Origin of the sequence: Pseudaquabacterium terrae, assembly GCF_013266755.1 — a bacterium.
In the GTDB taxonomy this organism is placed as follows: Bacteria; Pseudomonadota; Gammaproteobacteria; order Burkholderiales; family Burkholderiaceae_C; genus Pseudaquabacterium; species Pseudaquabacterium terrae.
The window spans coordinates 403,263-426,599 of sequence record NZ_JABRWJ010000006.1 but is presented as its reverse complement, the minus strand read 5'-3'; the positions used below and the strand labels follow the sequence as shown (position 1 = coordinate 426,599).

At 71.3% G+C, this 23,337-nt stretch carries 24 protein-coding genes; 15 read left to right on the top strand and 9 right to left on the bottom strand.

Features of this window, described 5'->3' with window-relative positions; genetic code table 11:
• Window positions 1-9: 9 nt before the first annotated feature.
• From HLB44_RS21195 to HLB44_RS21170, 6 genes are read right to left on the bottom strand one after another with little or no spacing between them, the layout of a single operon-like run.
• Window positions 10-1,062 (bottom strand): alpha/beta fold hydrolase, encoded by a 1,053-nt coding sequence (locus HLB44_RS21195; RefSeq protein ID WP_173126563.1) that lies wholly within the window; start codon window positions 1,060-1,062, stop codon window positions 10-12.
• Entirely contained in the window at window positions 1,059-3,509 is a 2,451-nt protein-coding gene (locus HLB44_RS21190) for a serine/threonine protein kinase (protein WP_173126559.1), read from the bottom strand. The genes HLB44_RS21195 and HLB44_RS21190 overlap by 4 nt, the downstream gene beginning before the upstream one ends.
• Window positions 3,510-3,527: 18 nt before the next feature.
• Window positions 3,528-4,307 carry a glucose 1-dehydrogenase gene (locus HLB44_RS21185; RefSeq protein WP_173126556.1) on the bottom strand — a complete coding sequence of 260 codons (780 nt, stop codon included), beginning with the start codon at window positions 4,305-4,307 and terminating at the stop codon, window positions 3,528-3,530.
• Between the two features lie 19 nt (window positions 4,308-4,326).
• Entirely contained in the window at window positions 4,327-4,743 is a 417-nt protein-coding gene (locus HLB44_RS21180) for a type II toxin-antitoxin system VapC family toxin (RefSeq protein WP_173126553.1), read from the bottom strand.
• Window positions 4,740-5,000 (bottom strand): ribbon-helix-helix protein, CopG family, encoded by a 261-nt coding sequence (locus tag HLB44_RS21175; RefSeq protein ID WP_173126550.1) that lies wholly within the window; start codon window positions 4,998-5,000, stop codon window positions 4,740-4,742. Before HLB44_RS21175 ends, HLB44_RS21180 begins: the two co-directional genes overlap by 4 nt.
• 40 nt (window positions 5,001-5,040) lie before the next feature.
• On the bottom strand, window positions 5,041-6,495 hold the full coding sequence (locus HLB44_RS21170) for an aldehyde dehydrogenase family protein (protein WP_173126547.1): 1,455 nt from the start codon (window positions 6,493-6,495) through the stop codon (window positions 5,041-5,043).
• Window positions 6,496-6,576: 81 nt separating this feature from the next.
• Between HLB44_RS21170 and HLB44_RS21165 the strand changes: the two genes are divergently transcribed.
• From HLB44_RS21165 to HLB44_RS21100, 14 genes are all read left to right on the top strand, one after another.
• Window positions 6,577-7,539, top strand: a complete 963-nt coding sequence (locus tag HLB44_RS21165; RefSeq protein WP_173126544.1) for an ABC transporter permease — start codon at window positions 6,577-6,579, stop codon at window positions 7,537-7,539.
• 44 nt (window positions 7,540-7,583) lie between these two features.
• The gene (locus HLB44_RS21160; protein ID WP_173126541.1) at window positions 7,584-7,874 is read left to right on the top strand and encodes a nucleotidyltransferase family protein; all 291 of its coding nucleotides are present in this window, start codon (window positions 7,584-7,586) and stop codon (window positions 7,872-7,874) included.
• On the top strand, window positions 7,867-8,220 hold the full coding sequence (locus tag HLB44_RS21155) for a HepT-like ribonuclease domain-containing protein (protein WP_173126537.1): 354 nt from the start codon (window positions 7,867-7,869) through the stop codon (window positions 8,218-8,220). Before HLB44_RS21160 ends, HLB44_RS21155 begins: the two co-directional genes overlap by 8 nt.
• On the top strand, window positions 8,217-9,065 hold the full coding sequence (locus HLB44_RS21150) for an ABC transporter permease (protein WP_173126534.1): 849 nt from the start codon (window positions 8,217-8,219) through the stop codon (window positions 9,063-9,065). Before HLB44_RS21155 ends, HLB44_RS21150 begins: the two co-directional genes overlap by 4 nt.
• Before the next feature lie 81 nt (window positions 9,066-9,146).
• On the top strand, window positions 9,147-9,956 hold the full coding sequence (gene panB / locus HLB44_RS21145) for a 3-methyl-2-oxobutanoate hydroxymethyltransferase (RefSeq protein ID WP_173126531.1): 810 nt from the start codon (window positions 9,147-9,149) through the stop codon (window positions 9,954-9,956).
• A gap of 10 nt (window positions 9,957-9,966) precedes the next feature.
• Complete coding sequence (panC, locus tag HLB44_RS21140) at window positions 9,967-10,806, top strand: pantoate--beta-alanine ligase (protein ID WP_173126527.1); 840 nt, start codon at window positions 9,967-9,969, stop codon at window positions 10,804-10,806.
• Window positions 10,807-10,933: 127 nt separating this feature from the next.
• Entirely contained in the window at window positions 10,934-11,623 is a 690-nt protein-coding gene (locus HLB44_RS21135) for a flavin reductase family protein (protein ID WP_173126524.1), read from the top strand.
• 48 nt (window positions 11,624-11,671) lie between these two features.
• Window positions 11,672-13,084 carry a hypothetical protein gene (locus HLB44_RS21130; RefSeq protein WP_173126521.1) on the top strand — a complete coding sequence of 471 codons (1,413 nt, stop codon included), beginning with the start codon at window positions 11,672-11,674 and terminating at the stop codon, window positions 13,082-13,084.
• A gap of 40 nt (window positions 13,085-13,124) precedes the next feature.
• Window positions 13,125-13,640, top strand: a complete 516-nt coding sequence (locus HLB44_RS21125) for a class IV adenylate cyclase (RefSeq protein ID WP_173126518.1) — start codon at window positions 13,125-13,127, stop codon at window positions 13,638-13,640.
• Window position 13,641: 1 nt separating this feature from the next.
• A complete protein-coding gene (locus HLB44_RS21120; RefSeq protein WP_173126515.1) occupies window positions 13,642-14,637 on the top strand; it encodes an ABC transporter ATP-binding protein in 996 nt (331 codons plus the stop codon).
• A complete protein-coding gene (locus tag HLB44_RS21115; RefSeq protein ID WP_173126512.1) occupies window positions 14,634-15,620 on the top strand; it encodes an ABC transporter ATP-binding protein in 987 nt (328 codons plus the stop codon). The genes HLB44_RS21120 and HLB44_RS21115 overlap by 4 nt, the downstream gene beginning before the upstream one ends.
• A 19-nt stretch (window positions 15,621-15,639) precedes the next feature.
• Window positions 15,640-17,136: an ABC transporter substrate-binding protein gene (locus HLB44_RS21110; RefSeq protein WP_173126509.1), complete on the top strand. Its 1,497-nt coding sequence runs from the start codon at window positions 15,640-15,642 to the stop codon at window positions 17,134-17,136.
• A 73-nt stretch (window positions 17,137-17,209) separates the two neighbouring features.
• A complete protein-coding gene (locus tag HLB44_RS21105) occupies window positions 17,210-17,683 on the top strand; it encodes a nuclear transport factor 2 family protein (protein WP_173126506.1) in 474 nt (157 codons plus the stop codon).
• Between the two features lie 7 nt (window positions 17,684-17,690).
• Window positions 17,691-19,073, top strand: coding sequence for an amidase (locus tag HLB44_RS21100; protein WP_173126503.1), 1,383 nt, complete (start codon window positions 17,691-17,693; stop codon window positions 19,071-19,073).
• Between the two features lie 122 nt (window positions 19,074-19,195).
• Here HLB44_RS21100 and HLB44_RS21095 read toward each other — a convergent pair whose 3' ends face one another.
• From HLB44_RS21095 to HLB44_RS21085, 3 genes are all read right to left on the bottom strand, one after another.
• Window positions 19,196-19,711, bottom strand: a complete 516-nt coding sequence (locus tag HLB44_RS21095) for a hypothetical protein (protein WP_173126500.1) — start codon at window positions 19,709-19,711, stop codon at window positions 19,196-19,198.
• Window positions 19,712-19,850: 139 nt separating this feature from the next.
• On the bottom strand, window positions 19,851-20,615 hold the full coding sequence (locus tag HLB44_RS21090) for a CPBP family intramembrane glutamic endopeptidase (protein WP_173126497.1): 765 nt from the start codon (window positions 20,613-20,615) through the stop codon (window positions 19,851-19,853).
• A complete protein-coding gene (locus HLB44_RS21085; RefSeq protein WP_173126494.1) occupies window positions 20,612-21,418 on the bottom strand; it encodes a M14 family metallopeptidase in 807 nt (268 codons plus the stop codon). Before HLB44_RS21085 ends, HLB44_RS21090 begins: the two co-directional genes overlap by 4 nt.
• 66 nt (window positions 21,419-21,484) lie before the next feature.
• Between HLB44_RS21085 and HLB44_RS21080 the strand changes: the two genes are divergently transcribed.
• Complete coding sequence (locus tag HLB44_RS21080) at window positions 21,485-23,329, top strand: ATP-binding protein (RefSeq protein WP_343051446.1); 1,845 nt, start codon at window positions 21,485-21,487, stop codon at window positions 23,327-23,329.
• Window positions 23,330-23,337 lie beyond the last annotated feature (8 nt).

Here is a 23,337-nt window from a genome sequence, read left to right as displayed (position 1 = left end):
CCGAAGTACTCAGCCCGGTGGTGTCCAGCTGCGCCGCAGCGGCGCATGCGGCAGCGAACATTCGCAGTCGTCGCCGACCGTGCCGCACAGCCAGTCGCCGATGAAGGCGGTCTGGTTGCGATCGGCCAGCACCGGCGTGTGGCCGGTGTCGGGCACGTGCACCAGCGCCAGCGGCCGCGCCTGCTGCATGCGGCGCAGCGTCGGCTCGGTCAGCGCATCGGACTCTTCACCGTGCAGCACCAGCACCGGGCAGGCGAGCGCCGACCACTCGCGCCACTGGTCGACGCTGCGCGCCGCGTCGTCGCGATAGGCGAGCAGTGCGCGCAGGTCGTGGCGGTAGATGCGCCCGCCGTTGTCGGGCGACCAGCAGGTCTGGTGGTAGGTGATGAACAAACGCACGTCGTCGGCGACCGGCCCGTCGTGCTTCTGCGACGCGCCGGCCCGGCGCATCAGTTCGGCCGGGCTGCGGAACACGTAGTGCCGCGCCAGCGTCTCGGCGCGGCGCGCCCGGCGTGCGCGCGGGATGTGCGGCCCGACGTCGTTGAGCACCAGGCGCGAGACGAGCGCCGGCGACTGCGCGGCGAGCGCCAGCGCCGCGCTGCCGCCCATCGACGAGCCGAGCAGCGCGACCGGCCCGCCGCCGAGGTGAGCAATCATCTGGTGCAGCTGCTCGACGTAGCAGGCCAGCGTGTACTCGCTGTGGTCGGCCAGCCAGCCCGAGCGGCCGCGGCCGAGCCAGTCCATGCAGACCACGCGCCAGCCCTCGCGCGCCAGGTCGGCAGCGACGAAGGCGAAGCGCATCGCCGTGTTGGCGACGCCGCCGCAGCACAGCAGCAGCGGTCCGTCGCGCGGACCCCAGTCGGTGTAGGCGACCGGCACCTCGTAGGCCCGGCGCAGGCGCAGCGGCACCGCGCGCTGCAGCGCCAGCGGCTGCCGGTAGTCGAAGCCGCCGAACGCGTAGTGGCCGTCGAAGCGCCTGTCCAGACGCTCGGCAACGGTGAGCCAGTCGTGCCAGCCGGCCGGCGGCCAGGGCGGCTTGCGCAGTGGCGGCAGCGCGGTCATGGGTCCTTGGCCGGCGGAGCGGCCGTCTCGCGTTCCCGTTCACGTTCGCGCTGCCGCAGCACGTCGATCATCACGTTGAAGGTGCGCGCGAGCTGCCCGACCTCGTCGCGGCTGTGCACGGTGACGGTCGCGTGGTCGAAGTCGCCGGCCTTCAGCGCGTGCGCGGCGCCGGTCAGCGCCTGGATCGGCCGCACGATGCTGCGCGCGAAACGCAGCGCGAGGCCGGTGAACAGCAGGCCGACCAGCGCCACGCTCCACAGCAACTGCGTGTACAGCTGCTCGACCGGTGCCTCGAAGGCCGCGCGCGGCTCGCTGACGCCGACCACCCAGCCCTGGCCCGGCACCGGGGCGAAGCCGGCGATCTCGTCGACGCCGCTGATCGCCGAGCGGTAGCGCAGGTGACCCGGACCCTTGGCGGCAAGCATCGCGGCGCTCAAGTCCGGCTGGTTCAGGCTCTGGATCGTGTCGCGGCGAAAACGCTGGTCGGCGCGGATCGCCGCCAGCCGCTCGGCCGGCAACGGCGCCAGGCTGCGGTACAGCAGGTCCTCGCGCGGGTGGTAGATCAGCACGCCGTCGGCGTCGACCAGGAACGGCGTCAGCGCCGCCTCGCTCGACGCGACGCCGGCCGTCGCCGCCGCGTTGCGCATCTCGTCGAGGATCGCGTTGAACGACGCGGCGTGGATGCGCAGCACCACCGCGCCGATCACCTGGCCACCGGGCTCCTGCACCGGCATCGAGAAGAACACGCCGGCCTGGCCGGCGACCGCGCCGACGACCACGCCGGTGATGAACGGGCGGCCGGCCAGCGCCTCCTGGAAGTACTGGCGAAAGCGGAAGTTGCGCCCCATCACCTGCGCATCGTTGGCAATCTGGGCGGTGCCGTCGCGGTCCATCACCATCAGCAGGTGCACGTCACGATTGGCCTGCGCGACCGCGATCGCCTTGTCGCGCAGCACCGCCTTGGTGAGCTCGTCGGGCTTGGCCAGCCAACGCACGAAGTCAGCGTCCGTGCCGAGCACGCGTGCGAGGTTCTGGCTGTCGTTGATCAGCTGCGCGAGGCGCCCCGCGGTCTGGTGCGCGAGCAGCTCGACCTGGCCGATCTCGCTGGTCAGCAGCGCGTCGCGGCTGCGGTCGAGGTTGTAGGCCGCCGTCAGCAGCATCGGCAGCAGCGCCGTCACCAGCATCGCGACCGCCAGCTTGACCGCCAGCGGCCAGGCCGGCGGCGTGATCACCAGGCGCAGGCCATCGACGATGCGCGCGGCGAGGCTGCGTTGCGGCGCTGCAAGCCCGGCGGCCGCGCCGTCGTCGCGATGGAGCGCTTCCTTCAGGCCGAGCGAGGACGCATGGTCGGCGAGCAAGGCCTGGCGCCAAGCGGCGATGTCGCGCGGCCGCTGCCCCGCGCTGCTCGCGAGCGCCCAGTCGATGGCGCGCAGGAAAGCCTCGCCATAACGCCCGCGGCCGGCCTCGAGCGCCGTCTTCATCGCGACGCCGGCGGCGCGCGCTTCGGCATCCGGCGGCTTGTGGCCGGTCACCGCCCAATACAGCGTCGCGCCCAGTGCATAGACGTCGGTCCAGGCGCCCTGCTCGCCGAAGCCGTACTGCTCGATCGGCGCGAAACCCGGCGTGACGATCACCGCCTGCTGGTCGGCCAGCGTCACCGTCTGCGCCGCCGAGCCGAAATCGAGCAGCACGAAGCGACCGTCGTCCTGCCGCACCTGGATGTTGTCGGGCTTGATGTCGCGGTGCAGGAAGCCGGCGGCATGCACCACCGCCAGGCCGTCGAGCAGCGGTTGCAGCCGCTGCAGCAGGCCGCGCTCGCCGATCGCCTGGTGCTCGGGCCACCAGCTGCGCAGGGGGCTGCCCTTCTCGTACTCCAGCACCATGTAGGCGGTGCGATGGGCCTCGAAGAAACGCGCGACGCGCACGATGTTCGGATGGCGGAAGGTGGCCAGCGTGCGCGCCTCGGCGAGGAACATCTCGAGGCCGAGGCGGTAGCGCTCGCGGTGCTTGGAGGCATTCGGCGACACGCTGCGGTCGCCGGCGCGGAAGGCGATCTCCTCCGGCAGGTATTCCTTGATCGCCAGCGGCGCGCGCAGGTTGACGTCGGTGGCGAGGTACGTGATGCCGAAGCCGCCCTGGCCGAGCACGCGCTCGATGCGGTACTCGTGCAGCCGGAAGCCGGGCTGCAGCGCCAGCGGCGGCTGGCGCGGCAGCGGGATGTCCGGCGGCGGCGGCTCGCTGTCGGCGAGCAGATCGCGGTGATCGTCGCGCAGCCGCGTGGCCACGCGCACGCGCGTCGCCTCGGGGTCGAAGGCGGCCGGCCGGACGCGGGTGGCGTCGGGATCGCCCGCCGGGCGCACGCGCGTCGCGTCCGGATCGGCCGGCGGCCGGACGCGGGTCGCATCCGGGTCCAGCGGCGCGCGCGCGCGGGTCGCGTCGGGATCCATGGCTGCCGCCGCTAGGCGTTAAATGCAGCGGCCACCGTCGACTTCCATGCACACGCCGGTGATCATCGTCGCCTCGTCGCTGCACAGGAAGCAGGCCGCGTTGCCGAGGTCCTCCGGCAGCGAGAAGCGGCCGATCGGAATCGTCGACAGGAACTTCGCGCGCATCTCGGGCGTGTCCTCGCCCATGAAGGTGGCCAGCAGCGGCGTCTCGCCGGCCACCGGGTTCAGCGCGACCACGCGGATGCCGAACGGCGCCAGCTCGACCGCGCAGGCGCGCGTCGCGGTGATCACCCAGCCCTTGCTGGCGTTGTACCAGGCCAGCCGCGGCCGCGGGCTGACGCCTGCCGTCGACGCGATGTTCAACACCACGCCGCGCTGGCCGTGCACGCCGGCGGCACGGGCCTTGAAGCGCGGCACGACCTCGCGCATCGCCAGGTAGATCGCGCGCATGTTGACCGCCGCGATGCGGTCGAACTGATCCTCCGCCAGGTCTTCCAGCGGCTGCGGCTTGTGCCCTATGCCGGCGTTGTTGACGAGGATGTCGAGCCGGCCGAAATGCTGCTCGGCCGCCTCCATCATCAGCCGCACGTCGGTGGCATCACTGACGTCGGCGCGCACCGCGCGCGCCGCCGGGCCGAGCGCGACGGCGACCCGCAGCCCGGCCTCGAGGTCGCGATCGGCGACAAGCACCTGCGCGCCCTCGGCGACGAACTTGCGCGCAATGCCTTCGCCGAACCCAGAGCCGCCGCCGGTGACGATCGCCACCTTGTTCTTCAGCCGAGTGCCGCTGGTGATCATGGCGATGTCCTCTCGATGGTCAATCGGCGAGCAGGTTGTGGAAGGGCTTGCGCTGCTTCCACCGGTAGGTGCCGAAGTCGCGCTCATCGGTGGACAGGATGCGGCCGTGGCCCAGGTGCTCGGCCAGCAACACCAGCGTCGCATCGGCCAGGTCCATCGGCAGCTTGGCGTACTTGCGCATCAACACCGGCAGGTGGGCGAGTTGCTCCAACGGCGGCGACCAGATGCTGAAGCTTCCCTCGGCAACATCGTCCAGCAGATTGGACACATAGTCGATGCCAAGTCGTCGCCCCAGCAGGTGACAAGCCTCTGCGAGCACCGGCCAGGTCGTGATCCATCCTTCTTCGTGCGTGGGCCAATGCGCCACCGCGCGCTCGTGCCAGGCGTCGCGCCGGTCAGCCAGCGCGTAGAGGAAGCCTGCGTCTATGGCGATCACTTCTTGCCGAGACCGTACTTGGCATCGATGCTCTCGGCCACGTACTGCTTGTAGTTCGACGCAATGTCGCTGCGTCCGCTGTTGCCCTTGCCGATCATCTTTGCGAAGTGGCGCATCCCTCCACGCTCGGCACGCACGTCGCGGTAGTAACGCGCAACGCTCTCGCGCACCACGTGGCTCACGCTCTCGCCGGTGGCTTCGACCAGGTATTCGAGCTGCTGTTGCGTCTCTTCGTCGAGACGGGCATTGACGCGCATGGCGGGCCCCTTCGATGTGTCATCCATTGTATGACAACACTCACCCATGCCGGATCGCCACCGTCTTCAGGGTCGAGAAGCCGTACAGCGCCTCGAAGCCCTTCTCGCGGCCATGACCGGACTGCTTGACACCGCCGAAAGGCAGCTCGATGCCGCCGCCGGCGCCGTAGTTGTTGATGAAGACCTGGCCGCACTTCAGGCCGCGGGCGAGGCGGAACTGGCGCGCACCGTCGCGCGTCCAGACGCCGGCGACGAGGCCGAAGAGCGTGCCGTTGGCGATGCCCAGCGCCTCGGCCTCGCCGTCGAAGGGGATGACCACCTGCACTGGGCCGAAGATCTCTTCCTGCGCGAGACGATGGTCGGGCGCGACCGGCGCCAGCAGCGTCGGCGCGACATAACAACCGCCGGCCGGCAGCGTGGCCGGCAGGGTGGCCTGCGCAACCAGACCCAAGCCGCTGTCGCGCGCGACACCGAGGTAACCGAGCACGAGCTCGCGCTGGCGCGCCGAGATCAGCGGGCCGACGTCCGGGTCGTCGAGGGCCGGACCGATCCGCAAGCCGCGATAACGCTCGGCCATGCGCGCGACCACCTCGTCGAAGACGCCCCGCTCGACCAGGATGCGCGACGCCGCCGAGCAGGTCTGGCCGGCGTTCTGGATGCCGGCATTGACGAGGAAGGGCAGCGCCGCGTCCAGATCGGCATCGGCAAAGACGAGCTGCGGGCTCTTGCCGCCGAGCTCCAGCGTGACCGGAATGGTGTTGCGCGCCGCGGCCGCCTGCACCAGCCGACCGACGGCGACCGAGCCGGTGAACGACAGGTGCGCAACACCCGGATGCGCCGACAGCGCCGCGCCGGCTTCTTCGCCCAAGCCCGGCACGATGTTCAGCGCGCCCGGCGGCAGCCCGGCGTCCTGCGCCAGGCGGCCGAAGGCCAGCGCGGTCAGGCAGGCCTCTTCGGCGGGCTTGAGCACGCAGGCATTGCCCATCGCCAGCGCCGCACCGACCGAGCGGCCGATGATCTGCATCGGGTAGTTCCACGGCACGATGTGGCCGGTCACGCCATGCGGCTCACGCAAGGTCAACGCGGTGTAGCCGTCGGCGAACGGGATCGTCGCGCCGTGCACCTTGTCGGCCGCGCCGGCGTAGAACTCGAGGTAGCGGGCCAGCGCCAACGCATCGGCCTTGCCCTGCTTCACGGGCTTGCCGACGTCCAGCGCCTCGAGCCGGGCGAGCTCGTCGGCGGCATCGATCACGCGCGCTGACAGGCGCGCCAGCAGCCGCCCGCGCTCGGCGGCCGTGAGCCGGCCCCACTCGCCGTCCAGCGCAGCCTGCGCCGCAGCCACCGCGGCATCGATGTCGGCGGCCGTGCCGCGTGCGATCTGCGCCAGCAGCGCGCCATCGCTCGGGTTGATCAGCGGCAGCGTCTCGCCGCCGGCGGCGTCACGCCAGCTGCCGCCGATCAGCACCTGGTTCGTCGGGAAGGGGATCGCGGCCATCGTTGAAAGGCTCCGGGCAGCGCAACAAGGCGTTTCGGGCATGATAGTTCGCATGTTCCGCAGTGGACCGGCCCTCGACGGATGAGCGTCTTCCTCGCCAAGCGCTTCGCGACCTTCTTCGCCACCTTGGCGATCGCCTCGCTGCTGGTCTTCGCAGTGCTCGAGCTGTTGCCGGGCAACGTCGCGCAGGTGATGCTCGGCGACACCGCGACACCGGAGTCGATCGCCGCGCTGGAGAAGAAGCTCGGCCTCGACCGCCCTGCGCCTGAGCGCTACACACACTGGATCGGCGGCCTGCTGCTCGCCGAGACGGCCAACAGCCTGTCCTACGGCTCGCCCACCGCCGAGCTGATCGCCGAGCGGCTGCGCGTGACGCTGCCGCTGGCGCTGCTGGCGATGGTGCTGACGACGGTGTTGGCGCTGGTCTTCGGCATTTATGCCGCGGCGCGCCACAACCGCGCCGGCGACGTCGGCGTGATGCTGGCCTCGCAGCTCGGCATCGCGGTGCCGAGCTTCTGGTTCGCGATCCTGCTGATCCTGCTGTTCGCGGTGAAGCTGCAGTGGGTCTCGGCCGGCGGTTTTCCGGGCTGGAGCGAAGCCGATGGCGGCGGCATCGGCCCGGCGCTGCAGGCGCTGGCGCTGCCGGCGCTGGCGCTGGCGCTGGTGCAGGCCGCCATCCTCGCGCGCGTGACACGCTCGTCGGTGCTCGAGGTGATGCGCGAGGACTACGTGCGCACCGCCCGCGCCAAGGGCCTGACATCGCGCGCGACGCTGTGGCAGCACGTGCTGCGCAACGCGATGATCCCGGTGCTGACGATCATGGGGCTGCAGTTCGCGAACCTGATCACCGGCACCATCGTCGTCGAGAACGTCTTCGTGCTGCCGGGCATCGGCCGGCTCGTCTTCCAGGCCATCGCCAACCGCGACCTGGTGGTCGTGCGCGACGTCGTGATGCTGCTGGTCGCGGTGGTGATCGTCGTCAACTTCGTCGTCGACGTGCTGTACGCGCTGGTCGATCCGCGGCTGAAGGCCAGCGATGCGTGACAGGGCGGTTGCTTCGACGCCCGCAGCGACGGGACAATGCGCGTATGAGGCGCGATCAGGCCGTTGAATTGCTGGCACAGCACAAACCCGTGTTGGCGCAGCGCTTTGGCGTGCGTGATCTCGCGGTGTTCGGCTCGGTGGCGCGCGACGCGGCGACACCGGATAGCGACATCGACATCCTGGTCGCCTTCGATGGCCCTGCCACCTCGGCGCGCTACTTCGGCCTGCAGTTCTACCTGGAGGACCTGTTGGCGCGGCCCGTCGACCTCGTCACTGCGAACGCATTGCGCAACGAGCTGCGCCCCTTCGTCGAACGCGAGGCGATCCATGTCTGAGCGCGCGTGGCGCTTCTATGTCGACGACATGGGCACGTTCGCGCGCAAGGTTCAGGCGTACACCCAGGGCTTCGACCAAGCGGCGTTCATTGCCGATGCGAAGACCTATGACGCGACGCTGAGGAACCTGGAGTTGATCGGCGAAGCGGCAACGCATGTACCTGAAGAGGTGCGGCGCTTGGTTCCTGAAGTGCCGTGGCGGCTAGTGGTCGCAACTCGCAATCGCCTGGTTCATGGCTACCTCGGGATCGACAACGACACCCTGTGGAGCATCGTGCAAGGCGACGTACCGGCGCTGATCGCAGCTCTCGCGCAAGCCCAGTGGCCGGCCGACGACAGCGCATGAGCGACGGTTCCGCGCGTTTCCTGCACCGCGCGCGCCGCCATCCGAGCTTCGTGCTCGGCGCCGCGCTGTCGCTGCTGCTGGTGCTGGCGGCGCTGGTCTCGCTGGTCTGGGCGCCCTATCCGCCGGCCGACATCGACATCCCGAACAAGCTGCAAGGCCCGAGCGCCGCGCACTGGCTGGGCACCGACAGCCTGGGCCGCGACATCGCCTCGCAGCTGCTGGTCGGCTCGCAGAACTCGATCGTCGTCGGCGTCATCGCAGTCGGCATCGGGCTGATCGCCGGCGTGCTGCTGGGCTGCCTGGCATCGGCCAAGCGCGGCTGGGTCGAGGAGCTGGTGATGCGCGCGGCGGACTTCACCTTCGCCTTCCCGGCGCTGCTGTCGGCGATCATGCTCGGCGCGATCTACGGCCCCGGGCTGATCACCGGCATCGTCGCGATCGGCATCTTCAACATCCCCGTCTTCGCCCGCATCACGCGCGGCGCCGCCAACGCGGTGTGGGCGCGTGAATACGTGCTCGCCGCGCGCGCGGCCGGCAAGGGGCCGTGGCGCATCACGCTCGACCATGTGCTGCCGAACATCGCCAGCGTGCTGATCGTGCAGGCGACGATCTCGTTCGCCACCGCGATCCTCGCCGAGGCGGCGCTGTCCTACCTCGGGCTCGGCACGCAACCGCCGCAACCGAGCTGGGGCCGCATGCTGAACGAAGCGCAGACGCAGCTGTTCACCGCGCCGATGCTGGCCGTCTACCCGGGCGTCGCGATCGCCGCCAGCGTGCTGGGGCTGAACCTGATGGGCGACGGCCTGCGCGACCTGATGGACCCCAAGCTGGCCCGCAAACGCTGACGCAGCGTCATCCCAGCGACAGACCTTTGCTGCACCGCAGCGTTAGACTCGCCGCCCGCAGTACTGCCGCCCAAGCCCGCGATGACCGACGAGCGCAAACCGATCACGCTGCACCGCCTGCGGGCGATGCATGCCGCCGGCGAGAAGATCGCCATGCTGACCTGCTACGACGCCACCTTCGCGCGCGTGCTCGATGCGGCGGGCGTCGACATCCTGCTGGTCGGCGATTCGCTCGGCATGGTGCTGCAGGGCCGGCCGTCGACGCTGCCGGTGAGCCTGGCCGAGATGGCCTATCACGTCGAATGCGTGGCCCGCGGCAACCGCAGCGCCTGGGTCATCGGCGACCTGCCGTTCGGCAGCTACCAGGCCTCGGCCGAACAGGCGCTGGACAGCGCGGCGCGGCTGATGCAGGCCGGCGCGCACATGGTCAAGCTCGAAGGCGGCGGCTGGACCGCGCCGCTGGTGCGGCAGCTGGCCGAGCGCGGCATCCCCGTCTGCGCCCACCTCGGGCTGACGCCGCAATCGGTGCATGCGCTCGGCGGCTGGCGCGTGCAGGGCCGCGACGACGCCGCGGCCGAAACGCTGCGCCGCCATGCCAAGGAGCTGGCCGAGGCCGGCGCCGCGATGCTGGTGCTCGAGCTGATGCCCAGCGCGCTGGCCGCCGAGATCACCGCCGCGCTCGACATCCCGGTGATCGGCATCGGCGCCGGCGCCGGCTGCAGCGGCCAGGTGCTGGTGCTGCACGACATGCTGGGTCTGAATGCGGGCAAGCCGCCGCGCTTCGTGCGCGACTTCACCCGCGAAGGCGGCTCCGTGGCCGCGGCGATCGAACGTTATGTCGCTGCGGTGCGCGACGGCAGCTTCCCCGACGAAGCGCAGCACGGCTACTGAGGAGCTCCCGATGCGCACCGTGCACACCCTGTTCGACCTGCGCGCCGCACTCGCCGGCGCCCCGCGCAGCGCCTTCGTGCCGACGATGGGCAACCTGCACGAGGGCCACCTGTCGCTGGTGCGCCAGGCGCGCGCGGCCGGCGGCGGCCCGGTGGTCGCCAGCATCTTCGTCAACCGGCTGCAGTTCGCGCCGCACGAGGACTTCGACACCTATCCGCGCACACTAGAACGTGACGCGCAGCTGCTGCGCGACGCCGGCTGCGACCTGCTGTTCGCGCCGTCGGAGGCCGATCTCTACCCCGAGCCGCAGGGCTACAAGGTGCATCCGCCCACCGAGCTGGCCGACATCCTCGAGGGCCATTTCCGCCCCGGCTTCTTCGTCGGCGTGTGCACCGTCGTGCTGAAGCTCTTCAACTGCGTGCAGCCGGCCATCGCCGTCTTCGGCAAGAAGGACTACCAGCAGCTGATGGTGATCCGCCGCATGGTCGACCAGCTCGCGCTGCCGATCGACATCCTCGGCGGCGAGACGACGCGCGCCGACGACGGCCTGGCGCTGTCGTCGCGCAACGGGTATCTCAGCGCCGCCGAACGCGTCGAGGCGGTGACGCTGTCGCGCACGCTGCGCGGCGTCGCCGAGGCGGTCGCCGCCGGCCGGCGTGACTTCGCGGCGATCGAGGCCGAAAGCCTGCAGGCGCTTGCGGCGCGCGGCTGGGCGCCGGACTACGTCGCGATCCGCCGCCAGCGTGATCTCGGCCCGCCGCAAGCCGGCGACACCGCACTCGTCACGCTCGCTGCGGCGCGCCTCGGCACGACGCGATTGATCGACAACCTCGAGCTGGCGCTGCTGTAGTCGACAGTCGCCTGGTCCGCAAAGTAAGCGGCCATCGGCGTCCGAATCGAAGGTCCGAAACCGGCGAGCCGGCGGGCCGCCCGCTGCGCACACTGCCGTCATCCCCTGTCCTCCGTGGAGCCTTGTGATGCATGTGCGCAGCGAACCGCCGATCCTGTACTTCGGCACCCCGGTCGTCCTGCTGACGACCACCAACCCCGACGGCACGCCGAACATCGCGCCGATGAGCTCGGCCTTCTGGCTCGGCTGGCGCTGCATGCTGGGCCTGGGCGCCGGCTCGCAGAGCGCCGCCAACCTGCTGCGCGACCCGCAGTGCGTGATCAACCTGCCCTCGGCCGCCGAGGTGGACGCGGTCGACCGGCTGGCGCTGACGACCGGCGCCGATCCGGTGCCTGCGCCGAAGCAGCGCCGCGGCTACCGCACGGTGCACGACAAGTTCGCGCAGGCCGGGCTGACGCCGCAGGCGTCCGAAGCCGTGCGCGCCCCGCGCATCGCGCAATGCCCGGTGCAGATGGAGGCGGTGATTGAAGCCCGCCACGGCCTGGCAGACGAGGATCCGCTGCTGCGCGGCCACTGCTGGATCTTCGAGGCGCGCATCCTGCGCGTGCACGTCGCGCCGGCGCTGCTGGCCGAGGGTGAGCCGAACCGCATCGATCCGGACCGCTGGCGGCCGCTGATCATGAGCTTCCAGCAGTTCTACGGGCTGCAGGACGGGCCGCTGCAGCGCTCGACGCTGGCGCGCATCCCGGAAGCCTCGTACCGCAGCCCGGATGTCGACCGCGCCCGCGCGGCGCCGCTGCAACCCATGCCTGCGTGATGGACGCTGGCGGCGGCGCTGGGCACACTCGGGGCCTTTCGGCTCCTCGTGACGATCCTTTCTTCGCCCCGCCCGGCCGTCTGGCCGCCGGCGCCGCTGGATGCCCCGCCGCTGCGGCAGTGCATCACGCTGGCGCTGCTGCTGCACGTGCTGGCGGTGCTGCTGATCGGCACGCTGCCCGGCGGTACCGCGCGCCAGGGTGAAGGTGTCTGGGGCAGCCTGAACGTCACGCTGCGCGGGCTGCGCACCGATCCCGGCAATGGCGCGGCCCAGCCCGCGCCGCCCGTCGCCGCCGGCCCGATCGGCACGGCGGAGCGCCCGCGCTTCGGCGGCACGGTGCGTGAATCCGAACCGGCACCGGCCGAACTGCCGGGCGCCGCGCAGCCGGGCACCTGGCAGCCCACGCCGGCCGATGCGGCCCGCGAAGGCCCGCCGGAAGCGCCATCGACGACGGAGCCGGCAGCGCCGGCCCGCCCCGCCGATGCCGACGCGCCGGTGCTTGCGCCGCTGCCGCCGCGGGAGCGCCCCGCCGCGATCGGCCTGACCCCCGCCGAGCCGGCCGCGCCGAGCGCGGTCGAACGCGTGCCGATGCCTGCGGTGCGCGCCGCACCGGAGCCGCCGCCGCTCGCACCCTTGCCGTTGCGCGAACGCCCGGCGCCGATCGAGATGAAGCCGGCCGAGCTGGCCGCGCCGACGCCCATGCCGATCGAACGCGCGCCGATGCCGGCGATCCGCGCCGCGCCGGAGCCGCCACCGCTCGCGCCCTTGCCGCTGCGCGAACCGGCGGCGCCCATCGACATGCAACCGGCCGAGCTGCCGCGGCCGACGCCGGTCGAGCGCGTACCGATGCCGAGCGTGCGCAGCGAGCCCGCGGCGCCGAAGGTGCCGCCGATCGAGCCGATCGCGCCCAAGGCGGCGCCCGTCGAACCGATCGCGCCGAAGGCGGCGCCCATCGAACCCGTCGCGCCGAAGTCGCTGCCGGTCGAACCGGCGGCGCCGGCGGCCGAGCCGGCCGCGCGCCCGGCACCGCCCACCGTCACCACGCCGCCGACCAGCGCGCCGCCGAGCGCCAGCACCGCCGCGCCGTCGCCCGAAGCGCCGCCGCGGCCGGCCACCGGCACGACGCCGAGCCCCGAACCGTCGGCCCGCACGATCCCCGGCGCGCCCGATGCCGGTCCGCGCATCGGCCACGACATCGCAACGCCGCCGTCGACACCGCCGAGCGCACCGCGGCTGAACCTCGACCTGCCGCGCCCATCGCGCGGCGGCGAGCTGTCGGGCCAGGGCGCGCGCGGCATGCTGAACCTGATGCCGCCGCCGCCCGAGCGCAAGAACAAGCTCGCCGACCAGATCGAGAAATCCGGCAAGTCCGATTGCCGCCAGGCCTATGCCGGCATGGGCATTGCCGCAGTGGTTCCCTTGCTCGCAGACGCCGTCCGCGACAAGGGCTGCAAGTGGTAGCCCCGCAGCCTCCCTCGCGTTAGGCCGCACAATCAGTTTCATGCCCGCCAACGTCGAGATCAAAGCCCGCATCGACAGCATCGACGACTTCCTGCCGCGCGCCCGCGCGCTGGCCGAGGAAGACGAGTCACCGCAGTTGATTCACCAGGACGACACCTTCTTCAAGGTGCCCAACGGCCGCCTGAAGCTGCGCGTCTTCAGCGACGGCGCCGGCGAGCTGATCCACTACCACCGGCCCGACGCCGAAGGCCCGAAGGTCTCGGACTACGTCATCACGCCCGCCGCCGATCCCGACACGCTGCGCGAGGCGCTGGAGCGCGCCTGCGGCGTGCTCGGCCGCGTCGTCAAGCACCGCATCCTCGTGCTGGCCGGCCAGACGCGCATCCACCTCGACCATGTCGAGGGCCTGGGTGACTTCCTCGAGCTCGAGGTCGTGCTGCGCGAAGGCCAGACCGAGGACGAGGGCACGGCGATCGCGCGCGGCCTGCTCGATGCGCTCGGCGTGCCGCCGACGGCGCTGATCAGCGGCGCCTACCTGGACCTGCTGGCGAAGTGACATGAGCGCCGCGGGGGGCCGAGACTTGGCGCCGCTGCTGGCCGTCACGGACCTGCGCGTCACGCTGCAGACCCCGCGCGGCCCGGCGGACGCGCTGCGCGGCATCTCGTTCGAGCTGCAGCGCGGCCACACGCTCGGCCTGATCGGCGAGTCGGGCTGCGGCAAGTCGATCACCGCGCTGGCGCTGATGGGGCTGCTGCCGGAGGGGGCACGGGTCGCCGGCTCGATCAGGCTCGAGGGCCGCGAGCTGGTCGGCCAGCCGGAAACCGCCTGGTGCGCACTGCGCGGCAACCGGCTGGCGATGATCTTCCAGGAGCCGATGACGGCACTGAACCCGCTGCACACGATCGGCCGCCAGATCGGCGAATCGCTGCGCATCCACCGCGGGCTCGACGGCTCGGCCGCGCGCGCCGAGGCGCTGCGGCTGCTCGAACGCGTGCAGCTGCCCGAGCCGGCGCGCCGGCTCGATGCCTATCCGCACCAGCTCTCCGGTGGCCAGCGCCAGCGCGTGGTCATCGCCATCGCGCTGGCCTGCGGCCCGGACCTCTTGATCGCCGACGAGCCGACCACCGCGCTCGACGTCACGATCCAGCGCGAGGTGCTCGAGCTGATCGGCCAGCTGGTGGCCGAGGACGGCATGGCGCTGCTGCTGATCAGCCACGACCTCGGGGTGATGGCCGAGACGGTGCAGCGCATGCTGGTGATGTACGGTGGCACCGTCGTCGAGAGCGGGCCGACCGAGAGCGTGTTCGCGCGCCTGGCGCACCCGTACACGCGCGGGCTGTTCGCCGCGCGCCCGGCGCTGGGGCTGCCGCGCGGCACGCGGCTGAAGACGATCGCCGGCCGCGTGCCCGAGTTGATCGACCTGCCGGCCGGCTGCCCGTTCTCGGACCGCTGCGAGTGGGTGATTCCCGATTGCCGCAGTGCGCTGCCGCCGCCGATCGACGTCGTGCCCGACCATGCGGCACGCTGCATCCGGGTGCGGGAGATTGCATGAGAATCGGCCCCGCGTTGCTCGAGGTGCACAACGTCGTCAAGCACTACCGCTTGCCACGTGAACGCTTGTTGGCCGCGCCGCCGGTCGTGCACGCGCTGCAGGGCGTCAGCTTCACGCTGCAGGCCGGCCGCAGCCTCGGTGTCGTCGGTGAATCGGGCTGCGGCAAGAGCACGCTGGCGCGGCTGGTGATGGCGCTTGAGACGCCGACCGCCGGCCGGGTGCTGATGGGCGGGCGCGACCTGAATGCACTGACACCGGCCGAGCTGCGCCGCGCGCGCGCGGACTTCCAGATGGTGTTCCAGGATCCGTTCGGCTCGCTCGATCCGCGCCAGACGGTCGGCCGCATCGTCGCCGAACCGCTGGAGGCGCAAGGCGGCGTGCCGGCCGAAGCGATGCGCATCCGCGCCGCGGAGACGCTCGACGCGGTGGGCTTGCGCGCGGCCGACCTGGCGAAATACCCGCACGAGTTCTCCGGCGGCCAGCGCCAGCGCATCGCGATCGCCCGCGCGCTGGTCACGAAGCCGAAACTGATCGTCGCCGACGAGCCGGTGAGTGCGCTCGATGTCTCGGTGCAGGCGCAGGTGCTGAACCTGATGCAGGACCTGCAGGACACGCTCGGCGTCACGTACCTGTTCATCAGCCACGACCTGGCGGTCGTCGACCTGGTGTGCGACGAAGTGATCGTGCTGTACCAGGGCCGCATCGTCGAGCAGGGCGACCCGGACACGCTGTTCCACGCCGCCGCGCATCCGTACACCCGGCTGCTGATGTCCGCGGTGCCGCAGGCCCGGCCCGGCACGCGACGGGCGCAGCGCATCCCCATCGAGCCGGTCGCCGCGCCGGGGGGTTGTGCCTTTGCGCCGCGCTGCGCGTTCAGGCAGCATCGCTGCCTTGCCGAACCGCCGGCGCTGCGCGCGCTCGGCGCCGGGCACCAGGCGGCCTGCCATGAAGCCGAGCGGGTGCTGGGCGCGCTACCGGCTTGACCAGACAAGAGGAGAACCCATGTCGATCATCCGTCGTCACCTGATTGCCACCGTCGCGGCCAGCGCGCTGCTGGCGGCCGGCACCGCACCGGCCCAGGCGCAGACCCGCAAGGACAGCGTCGTGCTCGGCATGGTGCTCGAGCCGACCGGGCTCGACCCGACGACCGCGCCGGCCGCGGCGATCGGCGAGGTCGTGCACTACAACGTGCTCGAGGGCCTGACCAAGATCCACGTCGACGGCAGCGTCACGCCGCTGCTGGCCGCCGAGTGGTCGAGCGACCCCGACGGCAAGCTCTACACCTTCAAGCTGAAGAAGGGCATCACCTTCCAGGACGGCACGCCCTTCGACGCCGCCACGGTCAAGTGGACCTTCGAGCGCGCGAAGGCCGAGGGCTCAACCAACAAGGCCAAGAAGGCGGTGTTCGACAACATCTCGTCGATCGCCACGCCCGATGCGCACACGGTGATCGTGACGCTGAACAACGCCGACGCGACGCTGCCGTTCCGCCTCGGCGAGAACACCGCGGTGATCCTGTCGCCCAAAAGCGCGGCGACGACGGCGACCAACCCGGTCGGCACCGGCCCGTTCAAGCTCGACAGCTGGCAGAAGGGCTCGGCGGTGTCGCTGGTCAAGTGGGACGGGTACCGCGATGCCGCCAAGGTGACGCTGAAGAAGGTGACCTTCCGATTCATCAACGATCCGGCCGCGCAGGTCGCGGCGCTGCTGGCCGGCGACATCGACGGCATGCCGCGTTTCGCCGCGTTCCAGAACCTGAAGCAGTTCCAGGGCGACAAGCGCTTCACCGTCGAGATCGGCTCGACCGCCGGCAAGGGCCAACTGACGATCAACAACAAGCGCAAGCCCTTCGACGACGTGCGCGTGCGGCGCGCGATCGCGCATGCGATCGACCGCAAGGCCTTCATCGACGGCGTGCTCGAAGGCCTGGCCAAGCCGATCGGCAGCCATGCCGCGCCGACCGACGCGGGTTACGTCGACCTGACCGGCGCCTATCCCTACGATCCGGAGAAGGCCAAGGCGCTGCTGAAGGAAGCCGGCGTGGCGACCCCGCTGAACGTCACGCTGACCTTGCCGCCGCCGCAGTACGCGCGCAAGGGCGGCGAGGTGGTGGCCGCGATGCTGGCCAAGGTCGGCATCGTCGCGAAGATCGAGAACGTCGAATGGGCGCAGTGGCTGTCGGTGCCGTTCAAGGGCAACTTCGACCTGACGATCATCAACCACGCCGAGCCGCTGGACTACATGCAGTACACCAATGCCGCGTACTACTGGGGTTATCAGAGCAAGACCTTCGACGCGCTGGCGAAGAAGCATGCCGAAGCGCCGACTGCCCAGCGGGCCAAGCTCTACGGCGACCTGCAGCGCCAGCTGAGCGCCGATGCGGTCAACGCGTGGATCTTCAACCCGGCGCAGGTGGCGGTGGCCAAGAAGGGGCTGAAGGGCCTGTGGGCGAGCTCGCCGATCTTCGCCAATGACATGGCCGCGGTGAGCTGGCAATGAGCGCCGCCCGGCCGTTCCGAAGGCGCTCGCTCCCCCTCGGGGGGACGGCCCGCAGGGCCAAGGGGGTCCACCAATGAGCGCCGACGCGATCCGCCGTTTCTACAGTGCCTTCGCCCGGCTCGACGGCGCGGCGATGCAGGCGGCCTACGCCCCCGACGCGTCGTTCGAGGACGAGGTCTTCACGCTGCAGGGCCGCCCGCAGATCGGCGGCATGTGGCGCATGTTGTGCGACGCGACGAAGGCCAAGGGCCGCGACGTCTGGCGCCTCGAAGCCAGCGCGGTCACCGACCGCAGCGCGCACTGGGAAGCGCACTACCGCTTCAGCGCCACCGGCCGTTTGGTGCACAACATCATCGAGGCCGAGTTCGAACTCGGCCGCGACGGCCTGATCCGCCGCCACCGCGACCGCTTCAATTTCTGGCGCTGGTCGCGCCAGGCGCTGGGCACGCCAGGTGTGCTGCTCGGCTGGACGCCGATGCTGCGCAACGGCGTCCGGGCACAGGCGGCGAAGAACCTCGAGGCCTTCCTGGCCAAACACCCCAACTGAAGAGCGCATGGCTTCGTTGCACGAACTCAGCGCCGCCGAGCTCGCCGCGGCCTTTGCCGCGCGCACACTGTCGCCGGTCGAGGTGGCGCATGCGGTGATCGCGCAGATCGAGCGCCGCGAGAGCACGCTGTGTGCGCTCTACGCGTTCGATCCGGAATCGGCACTGGCCGAGGCGCGCGCCAGCGAAGGGCGCTGGATGCGCGGCGAGGCGCTGTCGCCGATCGACGGCGTGCCGGGCACGCTGAAGGAGAACATCGCGACGCGCGGCTGCCCGATGCCGGTGGGCACGGCAGCCACCGTGCTGCAGCCGATGGCCGACGACGCGCCGCCGGCCGCGCGCTGGAAGGAAGCGGGTCTCGTGCTGCTGGCCAAGACGACGATGCCCGACTGGGGCATGTTGTCGTCCGGGCTGTCGAGCTTCCACAAGCTCGCCCGCAACCCGTGGGATACGACGAAGAACCCCGGCGGCTCGAGCGCCGGCGCGGCGGCCGCTGCAGCCGCCGGTTATGGCCCCCTGCACGTCGGCACCGACATCGGGGGCTCGATCCGTCTGCCGGCCGGCTGGTGCGGGCTGGTCGGCTTGAAGCCCAGCCTCGGCCGCATCCCGATCAAGCCGCCGTACGCGGGCCGCGTCGCCGGGCCGATGACGCGCAGCGTCGAGGACGCCGCGTGGTTGATGACGGTGCTCACGCGCCCCGACTGGCGCGACACGATGAGCCTGCCGTACCAGAGCATCCCGTGGCTGCAGCTGGAGCGTGAAGTACGCGGCCTGAAGATCGGCTTGCAGCTCGACGCCGGCTGGGGGCTGCCTGTCGAGCCCGAGACCCGCGCGGCGATCGAGGCCGCCGCGCGGGCCTTCGAAAGCGCCGGCGCGATCGTCGAACCGCTGCGCGCCTTCAGCACACGCGCCATGGCCGACGGCATGGACCGCTTCTGGCGCATGCGCAGCTGGATCGACCTGCAGGCGCTGCCGCCCGAGCGCGCCGCGCGCGTGCTGCCCTACATCCGCGACTGGGTGGCGACCGGCTCGACGCTGTCGGCCGCCGAGGTCTTCACCGGCTACAGCGCGATGGGCACGCTGCGCGATGCGGCCGTCGCCGCGACGCAGCCCTTCGATTTCGTGCTGTCGCCGGTGAGCCCGGTGCCGAGCTTTGCGGCCGAGTGGGCGAGCCCGCTGAACGATCCGGCGCGGCCGTTCGAGCACATCAACTTCACGCTGCCGTACAACATGAGCGAGCAGCCAGCCGTGTCGGTGCATGCCGGCTTCACGGCCAGCGGCCTGCCGATCGGGCTGCAGATCGCCGGGCGGCGGCACGACGACCTGGGCGTGCTGCAGCTGGCGCGGGCGTGGGAGCAGATGCGGCCCGTCATGCGGGCGTGGCCGATGTAGGTTCTTGGCCTTGGTGTCTTCCATCCACCCCAGTCGGGCCCTGCCTTGGTAACCCCCCTTGCCGCCCGTCTCGGCAGTTGAACACGAAGTGCGACACACCAGCTGCGGCGCGGCCTGCGAGATCAGGGCCCGTCGCCATACAGCTCTTCGCGCTTCCTTGACAGAAACTCCCCGAGCTCATCGTAACCACGCAGCATGTTGGAGCACCAGATTCGCCGAACCTGACGTGTGCGCAGATAGTGACTCTGAAGAAGGCCGGAGTACGCAAGCTCTTCGACCTCGGACCAGGGAATGACCTTGGATCCAGCGAGCGGGGTTCTGTAGTAGACGTTGTGCTCGTCGTACGCAAACGAGACGAAGAACGCCTGATAGGCGAAGAACACCGCCCCAGCGACGAACGCTGCCGCGATGCATCCGGCGAGCGCTGCTTGGCTGGGACGCGCATGAGCTGCGGCATACGCAATGAACAAGGAACCGGGCACCAGGATAGCGGCGAACACCCGAAATCCGATTCCGTAGGTCAGCACTCGCACGTTGTCCTTGCGGGGCGTCGGCTTGCGTCCTGCACGAGCGAGCAAGTAGACGGCCAGACATCCCACAAGGCCGCTGAACACAGGTCGCAGGGAATCGAAGTCCATAGGGTCGCCCAAGTCGATATCAAGCGCCAAATGTGAGCGGCCAGATCGCCGACACGTCACGGATCAGGTTCTCCACTTCACTCGCACCGCTCACCTGCCGATGCACAGGGCTAGTTTCTGCATTACTGCTCCCGGTCCTTCAGCGCGCGCCGGCCGGCTGCAGCCAGCGCTTCAGGAACCACGCCGACAGCAGTGCAGTCGCCAGCGGCGCCACCGGCACGAGATCCGGCGCATGGTCGGCGGCGCCGGCTTCGAGCAGCGTGATGCTGGTGTTGTAGCCGGCGTGCAGCGCGATGCACGGCCACAGCGAACGCGTGCGCTCGTAGAGCCAGCCGGCCAGCAGGCCGAGCGTGAAGGCGGCAACGAACTGGTACAGGTTCATGTGCGCGAGGCCGAAGACGCCGGCCGAGTGCGCGATCGCCACGCCGCGCGAGTAGCGCTGCAGGAAGGCGCGCAGGATCACGCCGCGGAACAGCATCTCCTCGAGCACCGGCGCCAGCACGCAGACCATCACCAGCATGCCGGGCACCGGCTGCGACATCTCGGTGAAGGCGCGTGCCTCCCAGGCCGACAGCGGCACCAGCGTGGTCAGCCACTGGCTGATCCAGCCTTCGACCACCACCAGCCCCGGCACCAGCGCCAGCACCGGCAGCAGCGTCAGCCCGAGCGTCGCGCCGACGCCGGCCGGGCTGTCGTGGAACAGCTCGCGGTAGTTGAGCCGCAGGAAGGCGACCAGCCCGCTGAACAGCGCCGCATTGGCCACCAGCCGCGCCAGCGCCGCCTCTTCGGCCGCGCCGAGGCCCGGCAAGCCTTGCAGCAAAGCGGCGCACAGCGCTTCGAGCAGCATCGATGCCAGCACCAGCCACAACGCGCCCGCCAGCCCCGGGAACGGCGAGCGCTTCATGCGCCGTCGAGCGGATGCCGCACGAAGGCCTCGACCATCGCCGCCTGCGCCGCGATGCGCTCGCCGATCGGCGCCCGGCCCGGCGTCTCGACGCAGGCCGCGCGGCCGACGCCCTGCTCCATCATCCAGGCCTCGAACGAGCCGTCGTAGCGGTTGAAGACGATGCCGCCGCGCACGTGGCAGCCGTCGACGTCGCCGTCCGGCAGCAGCGGGAAGAAGCGGGCGTTGGCGGCCAGCAGCGCGTGGCTGAAGGCGCCCGGGCGCTCGGCGCGCTCCAGGCTGTAGACGTAGCCGTGCTGCGGCTGCTTGACGTCCTCGTGGCAGCTCAGCACGCCGCTGGCGCCGAGTGCGGCCAGCCGCGCGCCGTGCGCGGCGAGCACCCGGCCCTCGCGCGAGGGCGGCGCATCGGCCGACGCACCGTGGCCGCGGTTCGGGTTCTCGCCCCAGTCGTTGAAGCGCCGCCCGGCGCGAAAGCCGCTGGCATTGACCAGCGGCAGCACGGTGAGCTGCAGCCGGTCGAGCAGGCCCGCATCGGCGCGCTCGAAGAACTGCAGCACGCCCCAGGGGCCGGCGGGCTCCTCGCCGTGGAAGCCGGCCGCGATCAACAGGCGCGGCGCGGCCGCAGCGGCGGACGGCCGCACGTACAGCCGCAGCGCATCGTCGCCGACCTGCCCCAGCACCTCCGCCTGCCAGCCGCCGCGGCCGAGCAGCACCTGCCAGCGCGTGTCGAGCGCGGCCTGGTCGTTGCTGGCGCCGCCTTCCGGCAACGGCCAGATCCAGCTCTGCATCCCGGCGTCGTCCATGCCCGGATGCTAATGGAGCGCAGGCAGGCACACGCCTTGCCCAAGCGCTCGGGAAGGAACCTTCACGTGCTCGCTACCGCTGCACCGGGTTCGTGGGCCGTGCCGGCCGCGACCGGTCATTTCGTCCGTTTCTACGACCACGATGCGTTGCTGCTCGACGAGGTGGCAACGTTCATCGGCGATGCGCTGCGCGCGGGTGGCACCGGCATCGTGATCGCCAGTGCCGAGCACCTGGCAGCGCTCGAGCAGCGGCTCGGCCCCTCCGGCGCGCAGCCGGCCGGCGGCACGCTGGTGCTGCGCGACGCGGCGCAATGCCTGGCGCAGTTCATGGTCGACGACTGGCCCGACGAGCAGCGCTTCCGGAGCCTGATCGGCGAGGTGATCGCAGCGGCCGGCGCCGGCGGGCGCGTCGTGCATGCCTTCGGCGAAATGGTCGCGCTGCTGTGCGAGCGCGGGCGCTACGACGCCGCGGTGCGGCTCGAGCAGCTGTGGAACGCGCTGATGGGCGAGCACCGCTTCTCGCTCTTCTGCGCCTACCCGTGGCGGCTGTTTCCGACCGCCGAGCATGCCGCGGCGTTCGAGCGCGTCTGCGGCGAGCACCAGCATGCCTGCTCGCACAGCCACCGCTCGATCGGCGGCGATGCGCAGGCCCTGCAGCGGCGCCTCGCCAGCCTGGAGCAGCAGGCGCTGGCGCTGCAGGCCGAGATCGCCCGGCGCGAAACGGCCGAGCAGGCGCTGCGCCGGCGCGAGGTCGAGCGCGAGGCGATGCTCACCGAGCTGTCGGACTCGAGCCGCGCGAAGGACGAATTCCTGGCGATGCTCGGCCACGAGCTGCGCAACCCGCTGGCGCCGATCGTCAGCGCACTGCATCTGATGCGCCGCCGCGGCGGCGTCGACAGCACGCGCGAGCAGGGCATCATCCTGCGCCAGGTCGAACACCTGGTGCGGCTGGTCGACGATCTGCTCGACGTTGCGCGCGTCACGCGCGGCCAGATCGCGCTGCGCCACGAGTGCGTGGAATTGCAGGCGGTGCTCGGCCAGGCCGTGGAGCTGGCGCGCCCGCTGATCGAGCAGCGCGGCCATCGCCTGCACACCGACATCGCGCCCGGGCTGCGCTGCGAGGGGGACCCGGTGCGGCTGGCCCAGGTCATCGCCAACCTGCTGACGAATGCGGCGCGCTACACCGAGCCCGGCGGTGAGATCCATCTGCTCGCGCAGCCGGTGGATGACGAGCGCCTGTGCATCCGCGTGATCGACAACGGCATCGGGGTGGCCCTGCCGGTGCTGCCGCGCATCTTCGACCTCTTCTACCAGGGGCGCCGCGACCTCGCGCGCGCGGGCGGCGGGCTCGGCATCGGCCTGGCGCTGGTGCGCAAGATCGTCGAGCTGCACGGCGGCAGCGTCGAGGCGCGCAGCGAGGGCCCGGGGCGCGGCAGCGAATTCATCGTGCGGCTGCCGCTGCGCGCCGCCGCGCCGCGGCTGGCGACGCCCGCGGCCAACGACGGCGCGCCGCCGGTGCTGGCCACGCCGCAGCGGCGGCGGGTGATGGTCGTCGACGACAACGTCGATGGTGCGCAGACGCTGGGCTGCCTGCTGGCCGCCGGCGGCCACGAGGTCGAGGTGTTCAACGAGCCGCTGGGGGCGCTGGCGGCCCTGCAGCGCTTCGGTCCGGAGGTCGCGGTGCTCGACATCGGGTTGCCGGTGATGGACGGCTACGAGCTCGCCGGGCGCATCCGCGCGGCGATCGGGCCCGACGCCTGCCGGCTGATCGCGCTCAGCGGCTATGGCCAGGACACCGATCGCCAACGCAGCCACGACGCCGGCTTCGAGCAGCACCTGGTCAAGCCGGTCAGCGCCGAGCAGATCCTCGGACTGGTCGCCGCCGGGCAGCGGCCGGCCGCGGCAGCGTAGTCCGATCC

What these genes read in the sequence shown, in the direction of transcription:
- HLB44_RS21195 (WP_173126563.1), bottom strand. Translation starts at nt 1,062, where the DNA reads ATGACCGCGCTGCCGCCACTGCGCAAGCCGCCCTGGCCGCCGGCCGGC.
- HLB44_RS21190 (WP_173126559.1), bottom strand. Translation starts at nt 3,509, where the DNA reads ATGGATCCCGACGCGACCCGCGCGCGCGCGCCGCTGGACCCGGATGCG.
- HLB44_RS21185 (WP_173126556.1), bottom strand. Translation starts at nt 4,307, where the DNA reads ATGATCACCAGCGGCACTCGGCTGAAGAACAAGGTGGCGATCGTCACC.
- HLB44_RS21175 (WP_173126550.1), bottom strand. Translation starts at nt 5,000, where the DNA reads ATGCGCGTCAATGCCCGTCTCGACGAAGAGACGCAACAGCAGCTCGAA.
- HLB44_RS21170 (WP_173126547.1), bottom strand. Translation starts at nt 6,495, where the DNA reads ATGGCCGCGATCCCCTTCCCGACGAACCAGGTGCTGATCGGCGGCAGC.
- HLB44_RS21165 (WP_173126544.1), top strand. Translation starts at nt 6,577, where the DNA reads ATGAGCGTCTTCCTCGCCAAGCGCTTCGCGACCTTCTTCGCCACCTTG.
- HLB44_RS21160 (WP_173126541.1), top strand. Translation starts at nt 7,584, where the DNA reads ATGAGGCGCGATCAGGCCGTTGAATTGCTGGCACAGCACAAACCCGTG.
- HLB44_RS21155 (WP_173126537.1), top strand. Translation starts at nt 7,867, where the DNA reads ATGTCTGAGCGCGCGTGGCGCTTCTATGTCGACGACATGGGCACGTTC.
- HLB44_RS21150 (WP_173126534.1), top strand. Translation starts at nt 8,217, where the DNA reads ATGAGCGACGGTTCCGCGCGTTTCCTGCACCGCGCGCGCCGCCATCCG.
- panB (WP_173126531.1), top strand. Translation starts at nt 9,147, where the DNA reads ATGACCGACGAGCGCAAACCGATCACGCTGCACCGCCTGCGGGCGATG.
- panC (WP_173126527.1), top strand. Translation starts at nt 9,967, where the DNA reads ATGCGCACCGTGCACACCCTGTTCGACCTGCGCGCCGCACTCGCCGGC.
- HLB44_RS21135 (WP_173126524.1), top strand. Translation starts at nt 10,934, where the DNA reads ATGCATGTGCGCAGCGAACCGCCGATCCTGTACTTCGGCACCCCGGTC.
- HLB44_RS21125 (WP_173126518.1), top strand. Translation starts at nt 13,125, where the DNA reads ATGCCCGCCAACGTCGAGATCAAAGCCCGCATCGACAGCATCGACGAC.
- HLB44_RS21120 (WP_173126515.1), top strand. Translation starts at nt 13,642, where the DNA reads ATGAGCGCCGCGGGGGGCCGAGACTTGGCGCCGCTGCTGGCCGTCACG.
- HLB44_RS21115 (WP_173126512.1), top strand. Translation starts at nt 14,634, where the DNA reads ATGAGAATCGGCCCCGCGTTGCTCGAGGTGCACAACGTCGTCAAGCAC.
- HLB44_RS21110 (WP_173126509.1), top strand. Translation starts at nt 15,640, where the DNA reads ATGTCGATCATCCGTCGTCACCTGATTGCCACCGTCGCGGCCAGCGCG.
- HLB44_RS21105 (WP_173126506.1), top strand. Translation starts at nt 17,210, where the DNA reads ATGAGCGCCGACGCGATCCGCCGTTTCTACAGTGCCTTCGCCCGGCTC.
- HLB44_RS21100 (WP_173126503.1), top strand. Translation starts at nt 17,691, where the DNA reads ATGGCTTCGTTGCACGAACTCAGCGCCGCCGAGCTCGCCGCGGCCTTT.
- HLB44_RS21095 (WP_173126500.1), bottom strand. Translation starts at nt 19,711, where the DNA reads ATGGACTTCGATTCCCTGCGACCTGTGTTCAGCGGCCTTGTGGGATGT.
- HLB44_RS21090 (WP_173126497.1), bottom strand. Translation starts at nt 20,615, where the DNA reads ATGAAGCGCTCGCCGTTCCCGGGGCTGGCGGGCGCGTTGTGGCTGGTG.
- HLB44_RS21085 (WP_173126494.1), bottom strand. Translation starts at nt 21,418, where the DNA reads ATGGACGACGCCGGGATGCAGAGCTGGATCTGGCCGTTGCCGGAAGGC.